Origin of the sequence: Enterobacter sp. BIDMC109 (assembly GCF_001037885.1) — a bacterium.
GTDB classification, from domain to species: domain Bacteria; phylum Pseudomonadota; class Gammaproteobacteria; order Enterobacterales; family Enterobacteriaceae; genus Enterobacter; species Enterobacter hormaechei_C.
Map to the genome: position 1 here is coordinate 3,194,764 of NZ_KQ090002.1, position 25,956 is coordinate 3,220,719.

Consider the following 25,956-nt stretch of genomic DNA (forward strand, 5'->3'; position numbering starts at 1 on the left):
GGTTACTCCTTCATGCCGTCACGGATGCCCTGCACCAACGTGCGGGTGGTGACGTTCAGCAGATCGATATAGGTCGGCACCGGGCCGTTTTCCGCGCTCAGGGAGTCGACGTACAGCACGCCGCCGTAGTGGGTGTCGGTTTCCCGCGCCACCTGACGCGCGGGCTTATCGGAGACCGTACTTTCGCTAAACACCGCCGGAATGTGATGTTTTTTCACCATGTCGATAACCTTGCGCACCTGCTGGGGCGTGCCCTGCTGATCGGCGTTGATTGGCCACAGGTAAAGCTCCTTCAGGCCCAAATCCCGCGCCAGATAGGAGAACGCCCCTTCGCTGGTTACCATCCAGCGTTTGTCTTCAGGTATCTCCGCGACCTGCTTGCGCAGCGGTTCGAGAGTGGCGGTGATCTTATGCTTGTAGGCTTCCGCATTGCGCTGATAGGTCTGTGCGTTGGCCGGATCGTACTTCACCAGCGCGTCGCGGATGTTATCGACGTAAATCAGGGCGTTGTCCGGCGACATCCACGCGTGCGGATTGGGCTTGCCGTTATAGGGCCCTTCGCTGATGCCCATCGGGGTGATGCCTTTGGTGACAATCACCTCCGGCACGCCGTTCAGATGCTGATAAAAGCGCTGGAACCACAGCTCCAGATTCATGCCGTTCGCCAGGATCAGCTGTGCCTTCTGCGCGCGTTTGATATCGCCCGGGGTGGGCTGGTATTCGTGAATTTCCGCGCCCGGTTTGGTGATGGAGGTGACCTCTGCGGCATCCCCCGCCACGTTTTTCGCCATATCAGCGATAACGGTAAAAGTGGTGATGACCTGGAACTTTTCAGCCGCCAGCGCGCCGGTCGTGGTCGCAGTCATGAGCAGCGCGCCGAGCAACAGACGCTTCAATCCTTGCCGTGGATGCATCGCAGAAGTCTCCTGAGGTGATTAAATTCAAAGCAAAATTAGCCTGTGCTATAAGGTATAGCACAGGCTATGTTTAAATGAAAATAATTATCATTAAAGTTGTGTCAACCTGGACTGTCAGGCGGAATTTTTAGGAAAAGTGCGTTCTTTTTCCTCTGCCGTTCAGGCGTATGATTGAAGACCAATATCCACATAAAAAACATGGAATTGTTATGCCTGTTAATGAAAGGATCCACCCCACTTCGGGAACCCCAATTAATCCAGGCGGGGTCCGACAGCTCACGATCGGTGAAATCGCCCTTGCTAAGACGCTTTACGGTTACAGCATCCGTTATCATCTGGTGTGGATACACAGGGAAAGTTATCTTCCTTTTAATTTACAACCTGTAAATGTTGCTATGACTCCCAACGGGGAAATGTGGTTTAGAGAAGACACATATTCTCCGGATTTTTCATTAGAAAAATTGTTAGATAAAAAACACCTATTCATGCATGAAATGATGCATGTCTGGCAAGCCCAAAAAGGGATGTTTGTCAGAACAAGGGGATTATTCTCTGGTATTGCTGACTACACCTATAGCTTTGATAAAGCAGATCTGTTGCATTACGGATTAGAACAGCAAGCATCGATCATAAGTGACTACTGGTTATTACAGTTTTATGGGTTTGAAAAATATACATTCCTGCCAAAATATCGAGATATTAATTCGAATGAACCCGTTTATTCTCTGCTGCAAAAATATAAAAATATTCTGAAAGGATTCCCAGGATGAAAACTATAACGCTCATCTCACCATTATGTATTCTCCTGACGGGGTGCCCTGGTTGCCCGCCGTTGTCTCATCCCAGAGCTACTTTTATTGAGGGTAACCATGTTTGCTTTAGTATTAATAAAAAAGATGTCGTGAACTATTACACCATTGATTCCAGCAAAGGCCCCGACATTACTACCATCACAAGTTCGGGAAGGAATAAAATCAGTTGGTCTTATCCTAACAGTTGCATAGATGTTAATTGGGAGTATGGCTATACATATGTTATTAGCTATGGTTTAAATAATAAAAATTATCATCACGAATTCTTTATTGATAATGACGGACAGCTTACTAATTTAGGAGAATTATAATGTCATTACCCGCTTACCTATTTCTCTACGATGAGAACGGAATGCAGGTTCAGGGCGACTGTATGATGCCAGGCCGGAAAGGTGCTATCGAAATTATGAACAGCAGTTACGGCATAAAACAGGCAGTGGACAGCCATACCGGGAATATGACCGGAACACGGCAGCATGGCCCTGTTACTCTGCATAAGCAATTGGATAAAGTGAGCCCTTATCTTGCCGTTGCCGCCTGCGAGGGCAGACGGCTGCAAAAAGCCATTATCAAATATTATGAAATTGTTGAAGCGGGAGCAGAAAGGGAGATCTACACCATGACGCTTGATAGCGTGGTGATCGCATCTCTGGATTTCACGCATGTTTATTACCCGGGCAGTTCAGCCCCGAATATGCATGAAGTGGTGGGACTTCGATTCCGCGGCATTCAGTGGAATTATGTGAAAGGTAATATTATTTATGGCGATGCATGGATGAAACCAGCTCAGAAAGAAAAGAGTAACGCATAATTTACCTGGCTCATAAAGATCAATGCATGCTGCCGCTCAGAAACGGCGATCCTGGCATTCCCTGGATCGCCTCGTTAATTTTTACCGCTACTATTTTCTACTTTCGTTCACGGGCAAATCCCCCGTATCAATTAACGCTCCCGGAAACGTCTCCAGCCACTTCATCATCTTCAGTTTGTTGGTATACGTTGCACTGACGCCTTCCAGACAGCCCCACAGCTCACGGGAATTTTGCGGCGTGATCACAATACAATCCGGCATCACGCGGATCTTCACGGCTATTCCTGCTTTAAACCCTGCGCGGGTTAACCACGTGCCGGTTAACGGCAGATAGTTGCGCTCCATTCGAGTATAAAGTTCCACACAGGCGGAACCCGCCTCTCCTCTTTCATGCAGATACGCAGAGTGAACCGGCTCGTCATGCAACGCCCGGATGCGTTTTTTGCGTAGCTTCTCGCGATTTTCTTGCTGAATCTCTAAATCTGCATTTTCTGTTTGGGCAATAGCCCGCTCTGGCATAGAATTCTTCGCAGCCATAATCAACTCCGTGTTAGTTGTTTGTGGTTAGCGGTATGGGGGTGGTCGCACACCTTTGTACCGCGATTCCTTTTCTTACCTTTTTACCTATTCTTTCAAGATCTCAGTGCTGGCTTAACTGCCGCTATTATACTGCCATGGATAAATGTACAGGGGTCGAATATTAGGGAAATGCGAGGCGGCTCGAGTAAATGAAGAAAAATAAAATGGTGAATATAAAGAAAGGAAATATTGCCCTTCAGATCCAATGCTCATTAAACGCCTGATGGCGCTTCGCTTATCAGGCCTACGATAAACCGGTTTTGTAGGCCGGGTAAGGCATCGCCGCCACCCGGCATGGGGGCAGCGGCGCTGCCTTTGTAGGTTCTTCAGATCAAGCCTCAAACATCCGGGAACATCACGCTATTCCCCGGCGCTTCCCTGTGCAGATGGATAAAGTTCAGGTGCCGTTCATACTGATCCAGAATGTCCGTAATCACCTGCTCCTTGCTGTAATCCATCAAATCATTCCCCTGGCTGCCTTCCAGCAGGAAGGTCTCCAGCCGGTAGTAGGTCGACTTCCCGCTGCGCGCCCGGTAGGTGAACCCGGGCACCGAATACTGCTGCGGCCAGATCTGATAGACAAAGTTCTGCTCGTCGCCCATGTGCACCAGCAGATCCAGGTGCCCCAGATTTTCGCCCTCTTCCGGGGGCAGGTTTTTCAGCTCCACGTAGGCGCCACGCAGCTTCAGCTCCTGGGCCACCTCTTCCATCGCCGGGAAGCAGACCGTCTCCATCATCTGGCTGGTGTAGCGCGTGCCGGGGTAGTTCATCAGGCGCGAGAGGCGTTTTTTCCAGCTCAGCCTGTCCTGCGCGCCCAGCGGACGCGGGGCGGTGTCGCGGCTGGCGCTGACGCGGCGGTAGTCTTCCACCTTAAGCGATTTATACAGCCCGGCCATCACGAAGAAGATCACGAAGCTGAACGGCAGGCCCATGATCACCGTGGTGTTCTGCAACGCCGAGATACCGTTGGTCATCAGCATGCCGAGCGTCAGCAGGCCGATGGCGACGGACCAGAAGATGCGCAGCCAGTTCGGCGCGTCGCTGTTAATGTCCTTGAGCTTCGAGGTGAAGTTCCCCAGCACCAGCGCGCCGGAGTCCGCCGAGGTGACGTAGAACAGCAGGCCGGTAATGGTCGCTACGGACGCGCTAAAGGTAAACGCCGGATACTGCGCCAGCAGGCTGTAGAAGCCGCGCTCCGGGTGCGCCATCGCTTCCTGGGCAAAAGTCGCATTGCCGTGGATGATCTCGTGCAGCGCGCTGTTGCCGAAAATCGACAGCCACAGCAGGGTAAAGGTGAATGGGATGATCAGCGTGCCCATCACGAACTGACGGATGGTGCGCCCACGCGAAATACGCGCCAGGAACAGGCCGACAAACGGCGACCACGCCACCCACCACGCCCAGAAGAAGAGCGTCCAGTTGTTCATCCACTCTGTCGGACGGTCAAAGGCGAAGCTGTTCAGCGTCATGCCCATAAAGCGGTTCACGTAATCACCCACGTTCAGCACTAAGGCATTGAGCAGGAACGAGGTGTCGCCCATAAACAGCACGAACAGGATCAGCCCCAGCGCCAGCGCGACGTTCAGCTCGGAGAGCACGCGAATCCCTTTATCCACGCCGGAGGTCACCGAGATGGTGGCGATAATCACCGACAGCGCAATCAGCGCCGCCTTCGCCGCCATCGAATCCGGGATGTCAAACAGCACGCTCAGCCCGTAGTTAAGCTGCACTACGCCAATTCCGAGCGTTGTCGCGATACCAAAGATGGTGCCGATCACCGCCGCAATGTCGACGCTGTGGCCTATCGGGCCGTTAATCTTTTTACCGAAAATCGGGTACAGCGCGGAGCGGATGGTAAGGGGCAAATTATAACGATAGCTAAAGTATCCGAGCGCCATGCCCATCAGGGCGTACATCGACCAGCCGGTCAGACCGTAGTGGAAGAGCGTCCAGACCATCGCCTGGCGCGCGGCCTCCATCGTCTGCCCTGCCGCTTCCGGCGGCTGCATATACTGCGTGACCGGTTCCGCCACGGAGAAGAACATCAGGTCGATGCCGATGCCCGCGGCAAACAGCATCGCGGCCCAGCTCAGCAGGCTGAACTCGGGCTTAGACTGCTCTGGCCCGAGCTTCACCGAACCGAAGCGCGAGCAGGCAATGCAGACCACGAAGACAATATAGAGCGTCGCCGCCAGCAGATAGTACCAGCCGAAGGTCTTCGACACCCAGTTCAGGGTGCGCCCAATCCACTCGGCAGAAAAATCACGAAAGAAAATGGTCGTCAGGGAAAACAACAAAATCAGCCCGGCGGACGTATAAAAAACGACCGGGTTGATTTTGTCTTTTTCTCTGTCCTGTGAAAGGTCTGTCATCCAGTATCCCCACTGTTTTTGTAACTATTGAAATCCAAATCCGCAACAATTAAGACACATTTTATATTGAACGTCCAATCAAAAACCGCTTTAATAGTTAACCAACGCTGATGAATGGAGTGGCAAAAATGCCCAAAGTGGGGATGCAGCCGATCCGGCGCAGGCAGCTAATCGATGCCACGCTGGAAGCAATTAATGAAGTGGGAATGCATGACGCAACCATCGCACAGATCGCCCGTCGGGCGGGCGTATCCACGGGGATCATCAGCCACTATTTCAAAGATAAAAACGGTCTGCTGGAAGCGACCATGCGTGACATCACCGGTCAGCTGCGCGACGCGGTATTAAGCCGTTTACGCGCCCTGCCGGACGGCAGCGCAGAGCAGCGATTGCAGGCGATTGTCGGCGGCAATTTTGATGAAACCCAGATCAGCGGCGCGGCGATGAAGGCCTGGCTGGCCTTCTGGGCCAGCAGCATGCATCAGCCGATGCTCTACCGTTTGCAGCAGGTCAGCAGCCGCCGGTTGCTCTCTAACCTGGTGTACGAGTTCCGCCGCGAGCTGCCGCGTGAACTGGCTGAAGAGGCGGGCTACGGGCTCGCCGCACTGATTGACGGGCTGTGGCTGCGCGCTGCGCTCAGCGGCAAACCGCTGGATAAAACCCTGGCCCAGTCGCTCACCAGCCACTTTATCAGCCAGCATTTACCGACCGATTAACCGAGGAGAATTTATGTCCCGAATGGCAGAACAGCAGCTTTATATCAATGGTGGTTACACATCGGCCACCAGCGGTCGCACCTTCGAGACCATCAACCCGGCGAACGGTGAAGTTCTGGCAACCGTGCAGGCCGCCGGGCGCGAAGACGTGGACCGCGCCGTGGAAAGCGCACAGCGCGGGCAGAAGATCTGGGCGGCGATGACCGCCATGGAGCGCTCGCGCATCCTGCGCCGCGCCGTCGATATCCTGCGCGAGCGCAACGACGAGCTGGCAACGCTGGAAACCCTCGACACCGGTAAAGCGTATTCCGAAACCTCGACCGTCGACATCGTTACCGGCGCGGACGTGCTGGAGTACTACGCGGGGCTGATCCCGGCGCTGGAAGGCAGCCAGATCCCGCTGCGCGACACCTCGTTCGTCTACACCCGCCGCGAGCCGCTGGGCGTGGTGGCGGGCATCGGCGCGTGGAACTACCCGATCCAGATCGCCCTGTGGAAATCCGCCCCGGCGCTGGCGGCGGGCAACGCGATGATCTTCAAGCCGAGCGAAGTAACTCCGCTTACCGCCCTGAAACTGGCGGAGATCTACACCGAAGCGGGCGTTCCGGACGGCGTGTTTAACGTCCTGCCAGGCGTGGGCGCGGAGACCGGCCAGTTCCTGACCGAGCATCCGGGCATCGCCAAAGTCTCCTTCACCGGTGGCGTGGCCAGCGGCAAAAAGGTGATGGCGAACTCGGCGGCCTCGTCCCTGAAAGAGGTGACGATGGAGCTGGGCGGTAAATCTCCGCTGATAGTGTTTGACGACGCGGATCTGGATCTCGCGGCAGATATCGCCATGATGGCGAACTTCTTCAGCTCCGGTCAGGTGTGCACCAACGGCACCCGCGTGTTCGTGCCCGCGAAGGTCAAAGCCGCGTTTGAGCAAAAAATCGTTGAGCGCGTGGGCCGCATCCGCGCGGGCGACCTGTTCGATGAAAACACCAACTTTGGCCCGATGGTCAGCTTCCCGCACCGCGACAGCGTGCTGCGCTACATCGCCAGAGGCAAAGAGGAAGGCGCGCGCGTGCTGTGCGGCGGCGACGTGCTGAAGGGTGACGGCTTTGACAACGGCGCGTGGGTGGCCCCGACCGTGTTCACCGACTGCACCGACGAAATGACCATCGTGCGCGAAGAGATCTTCGGCCCGGTGATGTCCATTCTTACCTATGACACTGACGAAGAGGCCATTCGCCGCGCCAATGATACCGACTACGGTCTGGCGGCGGGCATCGTCACCGCCGATCTGAACCGCGCCCACGGCGCTATTCATCAGCTCGAAGCGGGCATCTGCTGGATCAACACCTGGGGTGAATCCGCCGCAGAGATGCCGGTCGGCGGCTACAAACACTCCGGCATTGGCCGTGAGAACGGCGTCATGACGCTTCAGAGTTACACCCAGGTGAAGTCCATCCAGGTTGAGATGGGTAAATTCCAGTCCATATTTTAACCGGGAGGTTTATTTGCAATTTGACTACATCATTATCGGAGCCGGCTCTGCCGGCAACGTACTGGCAACACGACTGACTGAAGATCCGAACACCACCGTCCTGCTGCTTGAGGCGGGCGGGCCGGACTACCGCTTTGACTTCCGCACCCAGATGCCTGCCGCGCTGGCCTTCCCGTTGCAGGGCAAGCGCTACAACTGGGCGTATGAAACCGAGCCTGAGCCTTTCATGAACAATCGCCGCATGGAATGCGGACGAGGTAAAGGGCTGGGCGGCTCGTCGCTGATCAACGGCATGTGCTACGTGCGCGGTAACGCGATGGATCTGGACAACTGGGCGAAACAATCGGGTCTGGAGCACTGGAGCTACCTCAACTGCCTGCCCTATTACCGCAAGGCAGAGACCCGCGACGTGGGGCCGAACGACTACCACGGCGGCGACGGTCCGGTGAGCGTCACCACCTCTAAGCCGGGCGTGAACCCGCTGTTTGAAGCGATGGTAGAGGCGGGCGTGCAGGCGGGCTACCCGCGCACCGACGACCTTAACGGCTATCAGCAGGAAGGCTTTGGCCCGATGGACCGTACGGTCACGCCGCAGGGCCGACGCGCCAGCACCGCGCGCGGCTATCTGGACCAGGCCAAACCGCGCCCGAATCTGACCATCCGCACCCACGCCATGACCGATCACATTATCTTTGACGGCAAGCGCGCGGTGGGCGTCGAGTGGCTGGAAGGCGAAAGCACCATTCCGTCAAAAGCGACAGCGAAGAAAGAGGTGCTGCTGTGCGCGGGCGCCATCGCGTCTCCGCAGATCCTCCAGCGCTCCGGCGTGGGCAACGCTGAACTGCTGAAACAGTTTGATATCCCGCTGGTGCATGATTTACCCGGGGTGGGTGAAAACTTGCAGGATCACCTGGAGATGTACCTTCAGTATGAATGTAAGGAGCCGGTCTCCCTCTACCCTGCCCTGCAATGGTGGAACCAGCCGAAGATTGGCGCGGAGTGGCTGTTTGGCGGCACAGGCGTGGGCGCTAGCAACCACTTCGAAGCGGGCGGATTTATCCGCAGCCGCGAGGAGTTCGAGTGGCCAAACATTCAGTATCACTTCCTGCCGGTGGCGATTAACTACAACGGCTCGAACGCGGTGAAAGAACATGGCTTCCAGTGCCACGTTGGTTCCATGCGCTCGCCGAGCCGCGGCCACGTGCGCATCAAGTCGCGCGATCCGCACCAGCATCCGGCGATCCTGTTCAACTACATGTCCCACGAGCAGGACTGGCAGGAGTTCCGCGACGCGATCCGCATCACCCGCGAGATCATGCACCAGCCTGCGCTGGACAAGTATCGCGGTCGTGAAATCAGCCCGGGCGTCGAATGCCAGACCGACGAACAGCTGGACGAGTTCGTGCGCAACCACGCCGAAACCGCCTTCCACCCGTGCGGCACTTGCAAAATGGGCTACGACGAAATGGCGGTGGTTGACGGCGAAGGCCGGGTTCACGGGCTGGAAGGGTTACGCGTAGTGGATGCGTCGATTATGCCGCAGATTATCACCGGCAACCTGAACGCCACCACCATCATGATTGGCGAAAAGATTGCCGACGCCATTCGCGGGCGCGAGCCGCTGGCGAAGAGCACGGCGGCGTATTATGTGGCGGATGGGGCGCCGGTTCGCCGCTGAGTGCGAACTTCTCCCCTCACCCCGGCCCTCTCCCAAAGGGTGTACAGTCCGGGGACATGGTAGACAGGTGTTCGGGGACATGGTGAACACTTTTTAACATCCTTTACCCATGATGATCGACTTTTTCTTCAGGTCGATCATCCCCACTTTCGTGCTGTACCACCATACTTCATAGCAGCCGTCCTCCTGTGTCTCCCTCAGCCCCACACGCTCTCCCCTGAAGGCCTTCCCTGCGTTCAGACTGATACCCTGTATGCTCAGCTTCCCGCTGATATCCACCTTCCTGACCACCACGCCTTCATCGTACTCCGGTGGGGGTGTGCCGGCGCGGTACTACCGCGCAGACGGCTGGTATCTCGAGGCCGGTACTGCCATGTCCAGCGCTTCATGTGGCCGTTCAAGGTTGTACACCGTCCGCCAGTGGTCGAAAGCGCGCTGCAACTCACCGCTGTCCGCGAACCATCTCTCCTGTAGCACTTCCGCCTTCAGGCTGCGGTGAAAACGCTCCAGCTTGCCCTGCGTCTGCGGATGGTAAGGCCGGGAATGGCCCACCCGGATACCGTGGCGCATCAGCCACAGCTCCAGCGCCGTCCAGGTGCCGGTGGTGTCACCCCACGGCGAGCCGTTGTCCATCGTCATCCGGTCCGGCAGGCCGTAACGCTCAAACACGCTGACCAGTTGCTGCTGCACGGTCTCGCGCCGTTCATCGGTACAGTGCGCCAGGCACAGGGAAAAACGGGAGTGGTCATCCAGCAGGGTGAGCGGATGGCAGCGGCCACCGCCAAAGGGAAAGTGGCCCTTAAAATCCATCTGCCAGAGCCTGTTCGGCGCATCGTGTTCGAAGCGGCCCGTAGCCGGAATACCGGGCGCCGTTCCCGGCAGCAGGCCATGGCGGGCCATCAGGTTATGGACGGTGCTGAAGGCAGGCATGGTGTGTCCCTGGTCTTCGAGCCAGCGCTTAATCTTGCGGGCTCCCCAGCGTTCATGACGGGCATGTGCCATGCGCAGCAGGGCAGTGATGTCGTCTGACGAGCGGTTCGGGGAATGGTGCGGTATGCGCGGGCGGTCCTGAAGGCCGGCGGCGCCTTCCTGAACCCAGCGCTGAAGCCACTTGTAGCCGGTGGCAGGGGAAATGCCGTAGTGACGGCAGAGGGAACGGATGTTCGCCCCGTCCTGCGAGGCGAACAAAACAAACTCGGTACGTAATGACATGGTATCTCTCGCATCCCAGGGCATAAGCGACTCCATAAACGGGTTCTTATGCCTTAGTTGTAAGTGTCTACCATGTCCCCGAACAAGTGTTCACTATGTCCCCGGACCGTACAAGGGAGAGGGTTAGGGTGAGGGGAAATTATTGCCGAAATGCTTCAAGCCGCTTAACCTGCCGTCCTTCCCCGTCAAAATTCTCCGCCGCCAGCCAGGCGCGCAGCTCTGCATCGCGCTGCGGCCATTCGCCGTCAATAATCGAAAGCATATCGCTGTCGCGGTTGCGTCCTTTACGCACCAGCTTCTGGCGCAGGCGCCCTTCCCAGACAAACCCCAGCCGCTCCGCCGCGTTGCGTGAGGCGATGTTCATCGAATCGCACTTCCACTCCAGCCGGCGATATTGATGCTCAAAGGCATTTTTCAGCAGCATCCACACCGCTTCGGTACCCACGCGGGTGCCCTTCATTCTGCGCGACCAGGTGACGTGGCCGATCTCAACCGAGCCCTGAAAGCGTTCTATCGCCATATAGCTGACCAGCCCTACCGCCTTTTCGGTGCGCAGATCGATAACGGCAAAGGGCACCAGGTCGTCATCCAGCACCTTTCCCAGCACCCAGTGCGCAGTGGCCTCAACGCTCACAGGCTGGGTGCTGGCAAGCCACGTCCAGTCGCTGTCGTCACCCAGCGCATAGGCTTCAAACAAATCAGCCGAATGGCGGTCGGCATCCAGCGGCTCCAGGCGGCAATACTGCCCGGTGAGCAGGGTACGGGTTAACGCGCGGGCGCATTTCCAGTCCGGGACAATATCGTTAACGGTTTGACCATGTTGATTGATTTCGGGCACGGCGGTGACTCCCTGAAAGGTAAGGAGTTTGTTATAGCAGGTTAAAAAGCGAACGAAAAGAGAGGTGACTCATAACCAGACCGAATGCGTTATTCCCGGAGGGCATAAGCAAAGCAGAATTTCGACTTTGAGGAAATCCTCAGCCAGCCTACCGTAACGGTGCATAAAACAATCACAATATATTTTCTTCAGGGATCGCTATGAATAAAAAACTGCTGCCGTTACTGGTGCTGGCTGCGCTCTCAAGCGCTGCTCACGCCGCTACCCCGCCCAACACGCTGGTTGTCGCCCAGGGTCTGGATGATATCGTGAGCCTTGACCCGGCCGAAGCCAACGAACTTTCCAGCATCCAGACCGTACCGAGTTTGTATCAGCGTCTGGTACAGCCGGACCGCGATAACCCGGAAAAAATCACCCCGGTTCTGGCCGAAAGCTGGGAAGCGGACGCGGCAGCAAAAACCCTGACCATCAAACTTAAGCCCGATGCAAAATTTGCCTCCGGCAACCCGCTGCGCCCGGAAGATGTGATCTTCTCATATACCCGCGCCGTGACGCTGAACAAATCCCCGGCGTTTATCCTCAACGTACTGGGCTGGGACGCCAGCAACATCGCCAGCCAGCTGAAGAAAGTGGACGACCATACCCTCACGCTTCGCTGGACGGCGGACGTCAGCCCGTCGGTAGCGCTGAATATACTCTCCACGCCGATTGCCTCCATCGTCGATGAAAAGCAGGTTGCGGCGAACGTGAAGGATAACGACTTCGGCAACGCGTGGTTAAAAATGCACTCTGCGGGCAGCGGCGCGTTCAAAATGCGCGTTTACCAGCCGCATCAGGCCATCGTGCTGGAAGCCAACGAATCCGCGTCCGGCGGCGCGCCGAAGCTTAAAAGCATCATCATTAAAAACGTCCCCGATCCCGCTTCCCGCCGCCTGCTGATCCAGCAGGGTGATGCGGACGTGGCGCGCGATCTGGGTGCAGACCAGATAATCGCCCTCAGCGGCAAGCCGGGTGTGAAGGTGCTTAGCATCCCTTCTGCCGAGCAAAACTATCTGGTGTTTAACACCGGCAACAGCGCTAACCCGCTGCTGAATAATCCAGCGTTCTGGGAAGCCTCGCGCTGGCTGGTGGATTATGAAGGCATCACCAAGGACCTGCTGAAAGGCCAGTATTTTGTTCATCAGAGCTTCCTGCCGGTCGGCCTGCCGGGCGCGCTGGAGGACAATCCGTTCACGTTTGACCCGGCAAAAGCAAAAGCGATCCTCGCCAGGGCGGGCATCAAAGACGCGCATTTCACGCTGGACGTAGAGAATAAACCGCCGTTCATCACCATCGCGCAATCCATGCAGGCGAGCTTCGCTCAGGGCGGCGTGAAGGTGGATCTGCTGCCCGCGGCGGGTAGCCAGGTGTACGCCCGCGTGCGTGCGAAACAGCATCAGGCGGCCATACGTCTGTGGATCCCGGACTACTTCGATGCACACTCCAACGCCAGCGCCTTCGCATGGAATGACGGGAAATCCAGCACCGTGGCCGGGCTTAACGGCTGGAAAATTCCGGAGCTGAACAACGCTACGCTGGCGGCGGTTGCCGAGCCGGATCCGGCAAAACGTCTGGATCTGTATAAGAAGATGCAGGAACAGTTACAGCATAACTCGCCGTATGTGTTCGTTGACCAGGGCAAAACCCAGATCGTGGTGCGCGATAACGTGAAGGGGTATCAGCAGGGGCTGAACGCGGATATGGTCTGGTACGATCGCGTTACGAAGTAGCCCTTGTTGCCGGGTGGCGCTGCGCTTACCCGGCCTACGTTCCTGGTTTTTGTAGGCCGGGTAAGGCGAAGCCGCCACCCGGCATAAAGAGATTTCCCATGCCACATCTTTCCACCCGCGTGCTTCAGGGTCTGCTGACTCTCCTGCTCACGCTGTTCGGGCTACTGCTGGTCACGTTTGCGCTCTCTGCCTTTTCCCCGGTCGATCGCGTATTGCAGATCGTCGGCGATCACGCCAGCCAGTCCACTTACGATCAGGTTCGCCACCAGCTTGGGCTGGATCGGCCCCTGCCGGTGCAGTTCTTGCACTACCTGCAAAACCTCGCTCACGGGGATTTAGGCACCGCCAGCGCTACCGGTCAGCCGGTATTGCAGGACCTGCTGCACGCCTTTCCCGCCACGCTGGAACTGGCAACGCTGGCGCTAATTATCGGCACGGTACTCGGCGTGATTGCGGGTGTACTGTGCGCCCGCTACGCCGGTTCGCCACTGGACTTAGCGATCAGAACGCTCACCCTGCTCGGCAATTCGGTGCCAATATTCTGGCTCGGACTGCTGATGCTGGCTCTGTTCTACGCGAAACTACAGTGGAGCGCTGGCCCCGGCAGGCTGGACGACATCTGGCAATTCACCGTCGAGCCACGAACCGGATTTGCGCTGGTTGATACCTGGCTTTCCGGCGACCGCGAGGCGTTCCGCAACGCCATCAGCCACCTGGTGCTGCCGGTACTGCTGCTGGCCTACTACTCGCTGGCAAGTATCACCCGACTGACGCGCTCCGCCTGTCTGAGCGAGATGAACAAAGAGTACATATTGCTCGCCCGCGCCAAAGGCGCCGGAGAGATGACCATCCTGCTGCGTCACGTGCTGCCGAACATTCGCAGCACCCTATTGACGGTGATTGCCCTGGCCTACACCAGCATGCTGGAGGGCGCGGTATTAACCGAAACCGTCTTCTCGTGGCCGGGCATCGGGCGCTACCTCACCACCGCCCTGTTCGCCGGTGACACCACCGCGGTGATGGGCGGCACGCTGCTGATTGGCGTCTGCTTTGTTCTGATCAATAACCTTACCGACCTGCTTGTGCGGGCGACCGATCCCAGGGTGCGCTAATGCCGTTTTATCTCTTCTTACGCCGCCTGCGCCGCTCCCCTGCTGCGTTTTGCGGGCTGATCGCCATCGCGCTGCTGGTGCTTATTGCCCTGTTCGCGCCGTGGCTTGCACCGCATGATCCCAACTGGCAGGACGCCGCCGCGCGTTTGCAACCGCCCAACGCGCAGCACTGGCTGGGTACCGACAGCTATGGGCGGGATCTGCTCTCCCGATTAATCTACGGCACCCGTCCGGCACTGGGGCTGGTGGCCTTAGTCACCGTTATTACCCTCCCCGCCGGTCTGCTGGTGGGGATTTTGTCAGGCTACTACGGCGGCTGGATGGAGCGCATCCTGATGCGCTTTACCGACGTGGTGATGTCGATGCCGCGCCTGATCCTCGCCTTCGCGTTTGTCGCGATGCTCGGCCCCGGTCTGGTGAACGGCGCGCTGGCGCTGGCCTTAACGACCTGGCCTGCCTATGCGCGCCAGGCGCGCAGTGAAATCCAGCGTCTGCGCCACAGCGATTATCTGGCCGCCGCGGAGATGATGGGCATTCGCGGCCCGCGCCTGCTGGTCGGCCATATTCTGCCCCTGTGCCTGCCCTCCGCGATTGTACGGCTGGCGCTGGATCTGGCCGGGATCATTCTGGCCGCCGCCGGGCTGGGCTTCCTTGGCCTGGGCGCACGTCCACCGATGGCGGAATGGGGCGCGATGATAGCCGACGGCATGCAGGTCATTTTTGACCAGTGGTGGATTGCCGCCATTCCAGGCGGGGCGATTCTGTTTGCCAGCCTGGCCTTTAACCTGCTGGGCGATGGCCTGCGCGACGTACTGGAGCCACAGCATGACTGAACACCGCGTCATCGTCGATGCGCTGAATATCGACTACCCCGCCGCGCGCGTGGTCAACAACCTGAGCTTTACGTTAGGCAACGAGCGGCTGGCGCTGGTGGGAGAATCCGGCTCCGGCAAGTCCATGTCTGCCCGCGCCCTGCTGGGGCTGGTGCGCAAGCCCGGCATCGTGAGCGCTAAGCGGCTTAACGTGCTTGGCAACGACCTGCTGACCCTGAACAGCCGCCGCTGGCAGGCGCTGCGCGGCAACGGCATTGCGATGGTTCTACAGGACCCGCGCTACGCGCTAAACCCGGTGAAAACCGTCGCCGCCCAGCTTGATGAAGCGCTGACCCTCCATCAGCGCCTGCCCCGCGCCGAACGCCTGGCGCGCATTCACGATATCATCCGCGCCGTGGGGCTGAACGAGCACGTGCTCCAGCGCTATCCCGGCGAACTCTCCGGCGGCATGGGCCAGCGCGTGATGATCGCCATTGCGCTCATCAACAACCCGCAGGTGCTGATCGCCGACGAACCGACTTCCGCGCTGGACGCACGCCTGCGCAACCAGATCCTGGAGCTGCTGGTACAGCAGTGCGAGGCGCGGCAGATGGCGATGCTGTTAATCAGCCACGATTTGCCGCTCGTCGCGGAACACTGTGACCGCGTGCTGGTGATGTATCAGGGTGAGAAAGTTGATGAAATGGCGGCGAGCCAGTTGCCGCAGGCAACCCATCCTTACACGCGCACGCTCTGGACCTGCCGCCCGAACGCCGGGACGTTTGGCCAGATGCTGCCGACGCTCGACCGTTCGCAACCGTGGAAGGAGGCCGACAATGGCACTCGTTGAGGTTAACCAGCTCCGGGTGAGTTTTGGTGGAAAAACGGCGGTTTCCGCCGCCAGTTTTGCGATCGAAAAAGGCGAAACCTTCAGCCTGATCGGTGAATCCGGCTGCGGCAAATCGACTCTTCTGCGCGTGCTGGCGGGGCTGCTGCGCGAGTGGAATGGCCACATTTCCGTCCTCGGGGAAAATTTACGGCCAGGACGACGTTTTGAAGGCGCGCTTCGCCGTAACGTGCAGATGGTGTTCCAGGATCCGTGGGCGTCTTTGCACCCGAACCACACCATTGCCCGCACCCTGTCGGAGCCGTTAAACATCCACGGCGAAACCCAGGTTGCCGAAAAGGTGGCGGATGTGCTGCAACAGGTGGGTCTGGCTGCCGACGCCAGCAGGCGTTACCCGCATCAGCTTTCCGGCGGACAGCGTCAGCGCGTGGCCATTGCCCGCGCGCTGCTGCTGCGCCCGCAGCTTCTGCTGCTGGATGAACCGACCTCGGCGCTGGATATGTCGGTACAGGCGGAGATCCTGAACCTGCTCAACCGCCTGAAGGCGCAGCACGGCATGACCTACCTGCTGGTGAGCCACGATGCGGACGTGATTGCGCATATGTCCGACCGGGCGGCATTTATGGCGCACGGGGAGATCCAGCGGGTATTTGACCGTGAAGCAATGTTGCGGGGCGAGCACAGGATGGGGTAAACCGTGCGGCGGCGAGTGCCGCACGCATTTCGTAGGCCGGGTAAGGCGTAGCCGCCACCCGGCAAAAAATCACTTCAGCAGCTTCACCGTGGCATCAATGTCGATCTCATCTTCAGTGAAGATCATCGTCGTGTTCTGGAAGGTGGTGATCGCCAGCTTCTTCACCGTGCGCATTTCGCCCGGCTTTTTCTCGGTTTTTGGTTTGATGCTGTTCATCAGCAGCCCCACCGACAGCACCGCATTCTCTTTGTCGATTTTGGTCTCAACGGGCTCTTCCTCGCTGAACACCACGAAGGATTTAATTGAGGTGAGCTTCACGCGCTCGCCCGCAATATAAAGATGCTTACTCTCCGGGATCACCTTCACCGCATACGCGGAAAGGCCTTTGCTGTTGGTGGTTGGCTCGAAGGTCACCGCCGCATCTTTCTTAATCAGATCAGGGTTGGCGACCTTAATCACATGAAAATAGCGGTTGTCGCCGTTTTCATCTTTGATAAATCCAAAGCCTTTATCTTTAAACCACGTTGTGATTGTACCGTTCATCGCTGTTACCGCCTGTCAGATCTCAAGACTAAAGTTTTGCAGCGCGCAGTGTAATGCACAATGGCTGACGAGACAAAAAAAAGCCCCTGCACGGGAGCAGGGGAAAGTTCATGTCAGAGCTTATTAGAATTTAGTTGAACACCATCCCACCATCAATCAGCAGCGACTGACCGGTCATGTAGTCGGAATCCGGCCCGGCCAGGTAAGAGACGCAGGCGGCCACATCTTCCGGCTCGGACAGACGGCCAAGCGTAATGCGTTTGGCAAAGGTTTCTGTCCCGTAGCCGAGCGGTTTACCCGCCGCCTCGGAGACCTGACGGTCAATTTCCGCCCACATCGGCGTTTTGACGATCCCCGGGCAGTAGGCGTTAACGGTGATCCCCAGCGGCGCGAGATCCCGCGCGGCGGTCTGGGTTAAGCCGCGCACCGCGAATTTACTGGAACTGTAGACGGCCAGCTCCGGGTTACCGGTGTGGCCCGCCTGGGAGCAGGCGTTGATGATCTTGCCGCCGTGCCCCTCTTTACGAAACGCGTCAATTGCGGCCTGAATGCCCCAGATCACCCCTTTCACGTTGATGTTGTAGACCTTGTCGACAATCTCCGGCGTGATGGATTCGATGGGCGTGGACGGCGCCACCCCGGCGTTATTGACGATGACGTTAAAACCGCCCAGCGCGGTGCGGGCTTTTTCCACCGCCGCGAACACCTGCTCGCGGTCAGAGACGTCCACCTTCACGGCGACGGCCTTCCCGCCGTTACGGGTGATCTCATCCGCGACCGCTTTCGCCGTCTCTTCGTTGTAATCCGCAATAGCAACGGCAAAACCATCCTTCACCAGGCGAAGCGCGATCGCTTTGCCAATCCCCTGGCCGGAGCCGGTTACGAGAGCCACTTTTTGCATTTCTCTGTCCTTATATTGATTCACAAAATCTGGCTGAGATGGAGCTGGCCCATCAGCAGCGGGTTATCGCTGTAGTCGACGGGAATGGCCACCACGGCCGGGCCATCGACATCCATTGCCGCACGCAGCGTAGGTTCGAGCGCATCCGCGCTCTCGACGGCAAAGCCTTTCGCACCGAACGCGTCGGCATAGACTTTGAAATCGACCGGGCCGAACTCGACGCCGGAAAGCCTCTGGTATTTTTTCTCTTCCTGGATGGCCACCATGTTGTAGGCGTTATCCACCCAGATGATGTGCAGCACATTGGCGTTGAGGCGTACGGCGGTTTCCAGCTCCATGCTCGACTGCAAAAAGCCGCCGTCCCCGGAGACCGAGACCACCTTGCGCCCCGGGTTGACCAGCCACGCGCCAATCGCCCACGGCAGCGCCACGCCCATGGTCTGCTGACCGTTGGAGATCATCACCTGACGCGCCCGGAAGCTGTAGAGGTAGCGGGCGATCCAGATGTGGAAGCTGCCCATGTCGACGGTGAGCGTCACGTCGTTGTTCACGATGTCCTGCATGGCGCGCACGATGCGCAGCGGATGCAGAGCAAACTGGTTAAGCGATGCGCCGCGACGGTCGAGGAGGTCCCGCTGATGCTGGCGATCGACAAGAATTTCCGAGGCGCGCTGGCTGAGTTCAAGTTTGTGCTCGATTCGACTGGCAAGCAGATTCAGCGTGGCAGCAATATCCCCGACCAGTTCCAGATCGGGAACATACTTGCGCTCCTCATAGGCGGGCAGCACGTCAATGTGCACCAGCGTGGCGTCGCCGCTGTTCCACATGGACGGCTCGTACTCCACCGGGCTGTAGCCGATGCAGATAATCAGGTCCGCCAGATGCAGCAGCCTGTCGCCCGCCTGGTTGTTAAAGAGGCCGACGCGTCCGGCGAAGCGGGTGAAGTGTTCCTGATTCACCGCCCCGGCGGCCTGATAGGTGCTGGTGACCGGAATACGGCTTCTCTCCAGCAGCTTATGCAGCGCGGCGCTGTTGGCGGGCTGGCTGGCCATCAGGCCGAGCAAAATAACCGGGTTTTTGGCGTTCTCGATAAGCTTCGCCACTTCGTTAATGGCGGATTCCGGCGCCGGGCCCATCAGCGCCGGGCCGCTGGCGGGTAAAATCGCCCCCGTGGTGGGCTGGTCGACAATATCCTGCGGCAGGCTGACAAACGCCCCGCCCGGCCTGCCCTGCTCGGCAGCGCGAAACGCGTTCGACACCACCTCGGCAATCGCGTCCGGTGAATTAACTTCGACGGCGTATTTGGTGACCGGGCTGAACATGGCGACGGTATCCATGCTCTGGTGCACCAGTTTCGCTTTATCTGCCCGCTTCACCGCCCCGCCCAGCGCCACCACCGGGTCACCTTCGCTGTTGGCGGTGGCGATGCCGGTGATCAGGTTGGAGCAGCCCGGCCCGGAGGTGACCAGCGCGACCCCGGCCTTACCGGTTAGCCGCCCTACCGCTGCCGCCATAAACGCCGCGTTCGCCTCGTGACGCACCGGGATAATCTCGATGGAGGAGTCCAGCAGGGAGTCAAAGACCTTGTCGATTTTTGCGCCCGGTATGCCGAACACCTGCTTCACACCCTGCGCTTCCAGCTGGCCGACAACCATATCGGCGCCGTGCGCCCACTGACGTGACTGTTTCTCACTGTTCACGGTAGTTCTCCTGTTAGTTTTCGACGGCGCGGATAGCCGCATCAAGGTTGCTGGGGTGCAGGTTGGCCTGTAAAAACGCGCTGTCGGCGGGCAGGTCAATCATCAGCTTGTGGATTTCGCCGAAGGTAAGCACGCCGTTCTCCAGCTGATAGTCGAGCAGGTGGCCCCCGCCCTGACGGTCGTCGGTGATAAAGTGTTCGTGATAGCCCGCCACGTTAATGCCCTGCATATGCTGCGGGGTGCGGAACCCGACCAGTACGCCCTCGCGCTGGTTAAAGCGGAACACCGGCTGGTCATCCAGCACGTCGGTCATCGCCCGGTACGGCGGTGTCTGGCGCGGTACGGTGCGGGTGTGCGCGTGGCGGAAATTGCCGTCGATGCGCAGCGCACAGAACAGGTTATCGGAGGGGATTTGCTGGTCGATCACGTCGTGGATCTGCTGACGGCTGACCGGCCCGTCGAAGGCTTTGCGGTACTGCGGCTGGAACCAGGTCATCACCGCGAACGGCGTTTTTTGCTCCGGCTTCGCGGCGCGGGCGCTGCCGTCGGCGCGCAGCTGGTACACCTGGCTGCTGAAGGCAATCATTTCACCGTCCAGCTCGTTAAAGGTACCGAGACCAAAATCACCGTGTGCCAGCAGGTCGGCGATGGTCGTCTCCCCTTCGTAGACGCCGCTTAGCAGGGCGCTCATTAGCGATGTCTGATAGATCACGCTGTCAGGATGCTGAGCCGAGAACCCACGCAGGGTCTCGCATAAACTCGCCTCACAGTCGCATGCAGATGAATGCATCATCATGCCCGTCCTCTTCAACTTTATTTATAAAGGTTAAATAAATGTTGACCCGATTCAGCAGAGAGTTCCAATATAGAATCCATGCTGGTTTGAGACGTTTTTGATATGGAACTTCGTTATCTGCGCTATTTTGTCGCGGTAGCACGCGAGCGACACTTCACCAGGGCGGCCAAAGCGCTGGGTATTTCACAGCCTCCTCTGAGTCAGCAGATCAAACGGCTCGAAGAGGAAGTGGGCACGCCGCTGTTCAGGCGCCTGACACGGGGCGTGGAGCTGACCGAAGCGGGAGAGGCCTTCTATGAGGACGCCTGTAAGATCCTGGCGCTGAGCGACGCCGCGCTGGAGAAAGCCCGGGGCATCGCGCGCGGGCTGAACGGCAGCCTGTCGATTGGCATCACCAGTTCAGATGCTTTTCATCCCAAAATCTTCGCCCTGATTCGCCAGTTTCAGGTGCAGAACATGGCTGTGCAGGTTCACCAGGTGGAAGCCAATATGTCGTCGCTGACGACGATGCTGGCGGAGGGTGAGCTGGATATCGCCTTTGTGCGCCTGCCATGCGAAAGCAGCAAGGTGTTCGAATTAAAAATCCTCGATCGGGAGCCGATGGTGGTGGCGCTGCATCGCGATCATCCCCTGGCGGCATGTGGCGATCTGGCGCTGGATGAGCTGCGGGATACGCCGGTGGTGCTGTTCCCCCAGGAGGTAGCACCGGGGCTGTATGACCGCGTTTACGGCAGCTGCGAGCGGGCCGGGATCGATATGCAACACACGCTGCAATCTTCACAACTTTCCTCTTCCCTGAGCATGGTCTCCGCTGGCGGCGGGTTCGCGCTGGTGCCGAAATCGATGGCCGCTATTTCGCCGCCGAATGTCACCTACCATGCGCTGCGCTCGCCGGAGCTTTATACCGATATCGCGCTCTGCTGGCGGCGCTTTGAGCGTTCGCGGACGGTGAAGCGGTTTCTGGCGATGATGAGCGAGGGGTAGCTACGGTGCGGCTGTGCCCGGCGGCGCTGCGCTTGCGCGGGCCTACGCTTCGTGTCGCGGGTTGGTTGGCTTGTTGGCGGTTTTGTAGGCCGGGTAAGGCGCAGCCGCCACCCGGCAATGCCCTTTGGAAGCCGCCTCGCAAACTTTTAAGCAACCTTATGTAATTCAGGGTTATCCCTTTTCATCCCTTCTTCGCGGTCGTAAAGTGCCTGCGTTGCGGCACATCCGTAACCGGGCGTAGGAACCCGTTAGCATAAAGCGATATTTTTTGTCGCGACAGCGCATATCCCGTTAGAATCACGGTGGCGCTGACGGAGCAGTCGAAAGGCTGGCCGTTTTTCTTTATGCACGGTATTCCTACCTCCGTCAGCGCTACCCCCTCTGAGCGTAGGAACTCATCGGGCGGTTAACATTTTTTGCATAAAGAGGATGCCTTATGGCTACTATCCCTGGATTTTCTTACGCGCTTACTGAAGAAAGCGCTCTTCATCACCTTCTTCACCTGCAACTTCCCGATTCTGCGGATCTCTTTGAACTGGCTGACACCTGTGCGGCGTATGTAAGCGTACTGGTGGAAACGGACGATGCGGTGACATTTGCCAGGCTCTGTAAGCAACTGCTGGCTGCGCTAAAACGAATGCGTGAGCGCTGTGACTCGGAACTTCCGCCGTATCTGGTGGAACAGCTAATTGCGGGGGAAAAGATCGCCTCCTGCGTACCGGACTGCTGGCAGGATACGGCGTTGCAGGTGGATTATGCTGTGGCGTTAACGCTGGCGGTAATGGGCGGGACGTTGCCTGTGAGCGTGGCGAAAGAACTCACCGGGCTGCTGCATGATATGGTCTGGCTGCTGGCGGAGTTTGTGAAAGAGCCTTATATAACGGCGCACTGAGGCTGGCGATGGAAGGCCGGGGTTCTGCTGGGTAAAAAGCGGGATTTCGGCCTTTTCCAAAGAAAAAGTTGCTTGATGAATGACTGTTAAGAGCGAGGGGCGGACGTTGCAACTTTGTTGGCGTACTTTTAACACCTATTTTTGAGAGTGGTTAGAAAGCTTTTGGCATAAAGGATCTCCTCTCCGATAGTACTTTTGATCATGAAGGGAACATAACAATCGCCAGAAGAAGTGATGTCAAAGTATTGAGCTCGGCGCTAAGATTAAATAACTTACAGATAAATCCAATATTTTATGGAAGGATAAGATGGCACTTAAGCGCGCATACTACGGTAACGATAGTGACCGAGACTACTTTGAGCGGGTATTTCAGTCAGCTAACATTAACTTTCTCATCGGTTCTGGTGCATCCCTCCCTGCGATTAAAGTACTGGGGACAATCGAAACGGACCTTCAGCAGCTAATTAATGATGAGCAAGAAGAGGAATACTTCAGGATGGGCACTGACTTTTTGTCAGCTGTTTGGCTTCCTCATGAATGCATGTTGCAGCGCGGCCACGGCGCCCCATTCGCACCTCAGGTGATCACCAATTTAGAATGTACCCGTAAGAATTATGATGCATTTATGTCTTCACTGGAAAAGATACTGACTCGACGCCGGACTGGCTTACTTCCGAGGCGTATTAACGTTTTTACAACTAATTACGATTTGTTCATTGAAGACGCTGCCACTCGTAATAATAATATTCTTTTTAATGATGGTTTTAATAGAAGATCAAATATCTGGGGAGATAAGGAATTTGATGCGGGCAGCTTTAACCACTCGGTAAGTGCAACTGGGAACCTGTATAATTATAAAGTTGAACTCCCTACTGTTAACCTTATAAAACTTCATGGATCAATTTCTTGGAAGCATTCTAAAGGAAAGATTATTTATCGTATTGCAGATATTATGCCGCTTAACTTTCCCACCCCTGCCGAAATGAAAGAATGGGTACTTGCTCATACACTTGTTCTTCCACGCAAGGAAAAGTTTAAAGAGACTCTACTACAAAACGTTTATTATGATTTACTGAGAGCCTATTCCAATGAGCTTGATAAAGAAGCAACTCTACTAATTGTCTTTGGATTCTCGTTTGCTGATGAGCACCTTGAAACAATAACTAAAAAAGCCTTGCGCAACGCTACCCTGAAACTACTGATCTTTGCTTACGATGAGGCCAGTGTTAGTGGGTTTATGGAGAGATTTCGAGATTACTCAAACGTTGAGATTATTTATCGTCCGGGAGGAAATGTTGATTTCTCGGTAATGAATAACATTATCACGTGCTATCTGGGAGGCTCGAAATGAGCAGGCATTTTACTGAAGAGGAAGCGGTGCTCCGTATAGGTGAAGTCTGCGAGGTTTCTGGACGTGCAGTGACCATTTTGGTAGATAAAAATAAAAATCTCAGCGATTTATTTTATCATGGAAAAGTTCTAAGAAATGTATCAGTGGGTAGCTTTATTGAAATAAAAAAAGGTTTCATGAGCCTGATCGGCAAGGTTGAAGCGGAACGAGTCATTGAGGAAAAACATCTCGGTGGGAGCGGCAGTGATGCTTGGCGATATCGGCGATACCTGACCTCGACTCTGACGGGTTACATTAATCGTACTGGTTGCTTCATTGGTGGTTCGCGTGAACTACCTCTCATCGGCAATGAAGCCTTTGTGGTGACTGAAGAGATGATACATACGGTGCATCAGATAGCTGATGCAGACGAAACTGTAATGAGGTTTACTCGTACAGATCTTGAAAATATTGAAATTTCATTACCAATCAATGGACTTATTAATTCTCACATTGCAATTTTCGGTAATACTGGTAGCGGAAAATCAAACACCCTAGCCGCGCTATACAAAGCAGGTACAGCCCAAGTTAAACATATTCTCGGCAATCATTTTAGAGAAAGATGTAAATTTATTCTATTCGACTTTAATGGAGAATATACTGCCCCATACTGTATTACTAACGAGAAGACGGTTTATAATCTCAATACGCATCATGCAGGTGGTGACAAACTTCCTCTGCCCAGAGAGGTTCTACTTGAACATGATATGCTCTCCGTTCTAACCGATGCAACAGACAAAACACAGAAACCATTTCTGAAGCGAGTGCTTGAATTTCGCAAGAAGGTGATGACCGCTGACAATCCTCTTGAGTATATGCGTAATGTCCTGAAGAAAAGAGTTAGGCAGAATCTCTTTAGTGGCGATAAGCCCAAATGCGATGCTATAAATCAGTTTTTCAGTCCAATTTTTAACGATGACCCAGAACTTATATCTGATCTTGAGTATCATTCGACTGCATATAAATGGAAATTGAGAGGTGGTATCATTTTCAATGCTGAGGTTGATACTGAACGCTCCTATCTATTCAGTCTCGCAAGCAATTTTTTATTTAAAGCAGACATGATTGAAGATTTATTGGATTTTATGTATTTACAGTTAATTCAGGAATGTTTTTCCAACAAGTCTAACCCTGAACATATTTCACCAGTTATAAATAGAATGAGTGCTAATCGTAAAGATATAGCAAAAATTTTTGACACTTCAGGACGTCTTGATTTTTGGGGTGAATATAACTTCACGGTTTTGAATCTAAACATGGTTAATATAACCATGAAAAAAACGCTTCCTCTTTTAATAGCCAAGTGGGCTTACAATATGAAGAAAATGTCTACAGAGACATCTACACTACACATCATTATAGATGAAGCCCACAATATTTTGTCTAATACTTCTTTTCGAGAAACGGAAAGCTGGAAAGATTATCGTCTGGAAACTTTTGAGGAAATCATAAAGGAGGGGAGGAAATTTGGAGTTTTCATCACAATTTCCAGTCAACGCCCTAATGATATATCGTCGACAATCATATCCCAAGCACACAATTATTTTATCCATCGCCTTATTAATCAGAATGATCTCTACGCAATTGAAAAATCGGTATCATATATAGATAGACTGACTGAAGAGTCGATTCCCACGCTATCTACAGGAACATGTATTTTTAGTGGTGTCGTCTGCCCCATGCCGCTCAAATTAAGAGTAGCTGAACTTCCCAGTGAAGAGAAACCTAAGAGTAATACTATTTCCTTCAACGATTTAATACCTGAGAGGCAGGGAGACGATGACTAGAGCGACTACATAATAACCAGTATCGCTAATTAACAAGGTGCTGAAGCGGTAGCGTCCGCTTCTGGCACATAGCGGACGCATCTTTCACACGCTTCTAAATAACCTGGTTAGCAAAACTATCTCCACGGCACTCCTGCCCAGCAAGCAATTTCTGAATACGCTTCGCAAATCAAACAAATACTTCAGGCCAAGATACTTCTGGCACTTTAATGGCATACCACTCCAATTTAAAGTGCTCGCACTCAATGCAAAGTTCAATTGTCACGATCATGTAGAAACTGCAATTTCATCGAAGTTTCCGCATTGTC

The 25,956-nt window shown here is 55.8% G+C and carries 24 protein-coding genes and 1 pseudogene; 16 read left to right on the top strand and 9 right to left on the bottom strand.

The genetic code is table 11. From position 1 onward, the window contains the following. Positions 1 to 2: 2 nt before the first annotated feature. Positions 3 to 914: a metal ABC transporter substrate-binding protein gene (locus tag SK62_RS15120; RefSeq protein ID WP_047718647.1), complete on the bottom strand. Its 912-nt coding sequence runs from the start codon at positions 912 to 914 to the stop codon at positions 3 to 5. A 212-nt stretch (positions 915 to 1,126) separates the two neighbouring features. Between SK62_RS15120 and SK62_RS15125 the strand changes: the two genes are divergently transcribed. Genes SK62_RS15125 through SK62_RS15130 form a run of 3 tightly spaced genes read left to right on the top strand, consistent with a single transcriptional unit; the run spans position 1,127 to position 2,540 of the window. Then, positions 1,127 to 1,687 (top strand): hypothetical protein, encoded by a 561-nt coding sequence (locus SK62_RS15125; protein WP_047718649.1) that lies wholly within the window; start codon positions 1,127 to 1,129, stop codon positions 1,685 to 1,687. Then, positions 1,684 to 2,040, top strand: coding sequence for a putative T6SS immunity periplasmic lipoprotein (locus SK62_RS22405; RefSeq protein WP_023296086.1), 357 nt, complete (start codon positions 1,684 to 1,686; stop codon positions 2,038 to 2,040). The genes SK62_RS15125 and SK62_RS22405 overlap by 4 nt, the downstream gene beginning before the upstream one ends. Beyond that, positions 2,040 to 2,540, top strand: a complete 501-nt coding sequence (locus tag SK62_RS15130) for an Hcp family type VI secretion system effector (RefSeq protein ID WP_047718650.1) — start codon at positions 2,040 to 2,042, stop codon at positions 2,538 to 2,540. The genes SK62_RS22405 and SK62_RS15130 overlap by 1 nt, the downstream gene beginning before the upstream one ends. Before the next feature lie 90 nt (positions 2,541 to 2,630). Here SK62_RS15130 and SK62_RS22410 read toward each other — a convergent pair whose 3' ends face one another. Continuing rightward, positions 2,631 to 3,077, bottom strand: coding sequence for a SymE family type I addiction module toxin (locus SK62_RS22410; protein WP_072250125.1), 447 nt, complete (start codon positions 3,075 to 3,077; stop codon positions 2,631 to 2,633). Between the two features lie 380 nt (positions 3,078 to 3,457). Next, a complete protein-coding gene (gene betT, locus SK62_RS15140; RefSeq protein ID WP_047718653.1) occupies positions 3,458 to 5,491 on the bottom strand; it encodes a choline BCCT transporter BetT in 2,034 nt (677 codons plus the stop codon). Positions 5,492 to 5,619: 128 nt separating this feature from the next. Between betT and betI the strand changes: the two genes are divergently transcribed. The 3 genes from betI to betA are packed head-to-tail and all read left to right on the top strand — an operon-like array spanning position 5,620 to position 9,371. Continuing rightward, complete coding sequence (gene betI / locus SK62_RS15145; RefSeq protein ID WP_047718655.1) at positions 5,620 to 6,207, top strand: transcriptional regulator BetI; 588 nt, start codon at positions 5,620 to 5,622, stop codon at positions 6,205 to 6,207. 13 nt (positions 6,208 to 6,220) lie between these two features. Next, complete coding sequence (betB, locus tag SK62_RS15150; protein WP_047718658.1) at positions 6,221 to 7,693, top strand: betaine-aldehyde dehydrogenase; 1,473 nt, start codon at positions 6,221 to 6,223, stop codon at positions 7,691 to 7,693. Positions 7,694 to 7,706: 13 nt separating this feature from the next. Then, entirely contained in the window at positions 7,707 to 9,371 is a 1,665-nt protein-coding gene (gene betA / locus SK62_RS15155; RefSeq protein ID WP_023296081.1) for a choline dehydrogenase, read from the top strand. Between the two features lie 93 nt (positions 9,372 to 9,464). On the opposite strand, the pseudogene SK62_RS15160 reads toward betA, so the two are convergent. Together SK62_RS15160 and SK62_RS15165 are read right to left on the bottom strand one after the other, a co-directional pair. Continuing rightward, positions 9,465 to 10,619: pseudogene (locus tag SK62_RS15160) on the bottom strand (IS481 family transposase). 103 nt (positions 10,620 to 10,722) lie between these two features. Beyond that, the gene (locus SK62_RS15165) at positions 10,723 to 11,421 is read right to left on the bottom strand and encodes a GNAT family N-acetyltransferase (protein ID WP_047719008.1); all 699 of its coding nucleotides are present in this window, start codon (positions 11,419 to 11,421) and stop codon (positions 10,723 to 10,725) included. 200 nt (positions 11,422 to 11,621) lie between these two features. On the opposite strand from SK62_RS15165, the gene SK62_RS15170 reads away from it, so the two are divergent. The 5 genes from SK62_RS15170 to SK62_RS15190 all read left to right on the top strand — a co-directional run bounded on the left by SK62_RS15170 (position 11,622) and on the right by SK62_RS15190 (position 16,655). Beyond that, complete coding sequence (locus tag SK62_RS15170) at positions 11,622 to 13,190, top strand: ABC transporter substrate-binding protein (RefSeq protein WP_047719007.1); 1,569 nt, start codon at positions 11,622 to 11,624, stop codon at positions 13,188 to 13,190. 98 nt (positions 13,191 to 13,288) lie between these two features. Then, a complete protein-coding gene (locus SK62_RS15175; protein ID WP_032652907.1) occupies positions 13,289 to 14,302 on the top strand; it encodes an ABC transporter permease in 1,014 nt (337 codons plus the stop codon). Next, positions 14,302 to 15,135 carry an ABC transporter permease gene (locus SK62_RS15180; protein WP_015571190.1) on the top strand — a complete coding sequence of 278 codons (834 nt, stop codon included), beginning with the start codon at positions 14,302 to 14,304 and terminating at the stop codon, positions 15,133 to 15,135. The genes SK62_RS15175 and SK62_RS15180 overlap by 1 nt, the downstream gene beginning before the upstream one ends. Continuing rightward, the gene (locus SK62_RS15185) at positions 15,128 to 15,964 is read left to right on the top strand and encodes an ABC transporter ATP-binding protein (RefSeq protein ID WP_045334409.1); all 837 of its coding nucleotides are present in this window, start codon (positions 15,128 to 15,130) and stop codon (positions 15,962 to 15,964) included. The genes SK62_RS15180 and SK62_RS15185 overlap by 8 nt, the downstream gene beginning before the upstream one ends. Further along, positions 15,951 to 16,655, top strand: a complete 705-nt coding sequence (locus SK62_RS15190; protein WP_048249665.1) for an ABC transporter ATP-binding protein — start codon at positions 15,951 to 15,953, stop codon at positions 16,653 to 16,655. Before SK62_RS15185 ends, SK62_RS15190 begins: the two co-directional genes overlap by 14 nt. Before the next feature lie 69 nt (positions 16,656 to 16,724). On the opposite strand, the gene SK62_RS15195 is transcribed toward SK62_RS15190, so the two are convergent. From SK62_RS15195 to budA, 4 genes are all read right to left on the bottom strand, one after another. Then, positions 16,725 to 17,198 carry a cold-shock protein gene (locus SK62_RS15195; RefSeq protein ID WP_017382537.1) on the bottom strand — a complete coding sequence of 158 codons (474 nt, stop codon included), beginning with the start codon at positions 17,196 to 17,198 and terminating at the stop codon, positions 16,725 to 16,727. Between the two features lie 130 nt (positions 17,199 to 17,328). Further along, the gene (locus tag SK62_RS15200; RefSeq protein ID WP_003858846.1) at positions 17,329 to 18,099 is read right to left on the bottom strand and encodes a (S)-acetoin forming diacetyl reductase; all 771 of its coding nucleotides are present in this window, start codon (positions 18,097 to 18,099) and stop codon (positions 17,329 to 17,331) included. Positions 18,100 to 18,119: 20 nt separating this feature from the next. After that, on the bottom strand, positions 18,120 to 19,799 hold the full coding sequence (gene alsS, locus SK62_RS15205) for an acetolactate synthase AlsS (RefSeq protein WP_047719004.1): 1,680 nt from the start codon (positions 19,797 to 19,799) through the stop codon (positions 18,120 to 18,122). 13 nt (positions 19,800 to 19,812) lie between these two features. Beyond that, positions 19,813 to 20,592 carry an acetolactate decarboxylase gene (gene budA, locus SK62_RS15210; RefSeq protein WP_026080550.1) on the bottom strand — a complete coding sequence of 260 codons (780 nt, stop codon included), beginning with the start codon at positions 20,590 to 20,592 and terminating at the stop codon, positions 19,813 to 19,815. 105 nt (positions 20,593 to 20,697) lie between these two features. Between budA and SK62_RS15215 the strand changes: the two genes are divergently transcribed. From SK62_RS15215 to SK62_RS15230, 5 genes are all read left to right on the top strand, one after another. Next, positions 20,698 to 21,579 carry a LysR family transcriptional regulator gene (locus tag SK62_RS15215; RefSeq protein ID WP_003858850.1) on the top strand — a complete coding sequence of 294 codons (882 nt, stop codon included), beginning with the start codon at positions 20,698 to 20,700 and terminating at the stop codon, positions 21,577 to 21,579. A gap of 302 nt (positions 21,580 to 21,881) precedes the next feature. After that, positions 21,882 to 21,989: an ash family protein gene (locus SK62_RS23265; RefSeq protein WP_157843337.1), complete on the top strand. Its 108-nt coding sequence runs from the start codon at positions 21,882 to 21,884 to the stop codon at positions 21,987 to 21,989. A gap of 26 nt (positions 21,990 to 22,015) precedes the next feature. Then, positions 22,016 to 22,471, top strand: coding sequence for a hypothetical protein (locus SK62_RS22735; RefSeq protein WP_047719002.1), 456 nt, complete (start codon positions 22,016 to 22,018; stop codon positions 22,469 to 22,471). A 307-nt stretch (positions 22,472 to 22,778) separates the two neighbouring features. Beyond that, complete coding sequence (locus tag SK62_RS15225; protein ID WP_047719000.1) at positions 22,779 to 23,822, top strand: SIR2 family protein; 1,044 nt, start codon at positions 22,779 to 22,781, stop codon at positions 23,820 to 23,822. After that, the gene (locus SK62_RS15230) at positions 23,819 to 25,648 is read left to right on the top strand and encodes an ATP-binding protein (RefSeq protein ID WP_047718999.1); all 1,830 of its coding nucleotides are present in this window, start codon (positions 23,819 to 23,821) and stop codon (positions 25,646 to 25,648) included. Before SK62_RS15225 ends, SK62_RS15230 begins: the two co-directional genes overlap by 4 nt. Positions 25,649 to 25,956 lie beyond the last annotated feature (308 nt).

What these genes read in the sequence shown, in the direction of transcription:
- SK62_RS15120 (WP_047718647.1), bottom strand. Translation starts at nt 914, where the DNA reads ATGCATCCACGGCAAGGATTGAAGCGTCTGTTGCTCGGCGCGCTGCTC.
- SK62_RS15125 (WP_047718649.1), top strand. Translation starts at nt 1,127, where the DNA reads ATGCCTGTTAATGAAAGGATCCACCCCACTTCGGGAACCCCAATTAAT.
- SK62_RS22405 (WP_023296086.1), top strand. Translation starts at nt 1,684, where the DNA reads ATGAAAACTATAACGCTCATCTCACCATTATGTATTCTCCTGACGGGG.
- SK62_RS15130 (WP_047718650.1), top strand. Translation starts at nt 2,040, where the DNA reads ATGTCATTACCCGCTTACCTATTTCTCTACGATGAGAACGGAATGCAG.
- SK62_RS22410 (WP_072250125.1), bottom strand. Translation starts at nt 3,077, where the DNA reads ATGGCTGCGAAGAATTCTATGCCAGAGCGGGCTATTGCCCAAACAGAA.
- betT (WP_047718653.1), bottom strand. Translation starts at nt 5,491, where the DNA reads ATGACAGACCTTTCACAGGACAGAGAAAAAGACAAAATCAACCCGGTC.
- betI (WP_047718655.1), top strand. Translation starts at nt 5,620, where the DNA reads ATGCCCAAAGTGGGGATGCAGCCGATCCGGCGCAGGCAGCTAATCGAT.
- betB (WP_047718658.1), top strand. Translation starts at nt 6,221, where the DNA reads ATGTCCCGAATGGCAGAACAGCAGCTTTATATCAATGGTGGTTACACA.
- SK62_RS15170 (WP_047719007.1), top strand. Translation starts at nt 11,622, where the DNA reads ATGAATAAAAAACTGCTGCCGTTACTGGTGCTGGCTGCGCTCTCAAGC.
- SK62_RS15175 (WP_032652907.1), top strand. Translation starts at nt 13,289, where the DNA reads ATGCCACATCTTTCCACCCGCGTGCTTCAGGGTCTGCTGACTCTCCTG.
- SK62_RS15180 (WP_015571190.1), top strand. Translation starts at nt 14,302, where the DNA reads ATGCCGTTTTATCTCTTCTTACGCCGCCTGCGCCGCTCCCCTGCTGCG.
- SK62_RS15185 (WP_045334409.1), top strand. Translation starts at nt 15,128, where the DNA reads ATGACTGAACACCGCGTCATCGTCGATGCGCTGAATATCGACTACCCC.
- SK62_RS15190 (WP_048249665.1), top strand. Translation starts at nt 15,951, where the DNA reads ATGGCACTCGTTGAGGTTAACCAGCTCCGGGTGAGTTTTGGTGGAAAA.
- SK62_RS15195 (WP_017382537.1), bottom strand. Translation starts at nt 17,198, where the DNA reads ATGAACGGTACAATCACAACGTGGTTTAAAGATAAAGGCTTTGGATTT.
- SK62_RS15200 (WP_003858846.1), bottom strand. Translation starts at nt 18,099, where the DNA reads ATGCAAAAAGTGGCTCTCGTAACCGGCTCCGGCCAGGGGATTGGCAAA.
- budA (WP_026080550.1), bottom strand. Translation starts at nt 20,592, where the DNA reads ATGATGCATTCATCTGCATGCGACTGTGAGGCGAGTTTATGCGAGACC.
- SK62_RS15215 (WP_003858850.1), top strand. Translation starts at nt 20,698, where the DNA reads ATGGAACTTCGTTATCTGCGCTATTTTGTCGCGGTAGCACGCGAGCGA.
- SK62_RS22735 (WP_047719002.1), top strand. Translation starts at nt 22,016, where the DNA reads ATGGCTACTATCCCTGGATTTTCTTACGCGCTTACTGAAGAAAGCGCT.
- SK62_RS15225 (WP_047719000.1), top strand. Translation starts at nt 22,779, where the DNA reads ATGGCACTTAAGCGCGCATACTACGGTAACGATAGTGACCGAGACTAC.
- SK62_RS15230 (WP_047718999.1), top strand. Translation starts at nt 23,819, where the DNA reads ATGAGCAGGCATTTTACTGAAGAGGAAGCGGTGCTCCGTATAGGTGAA.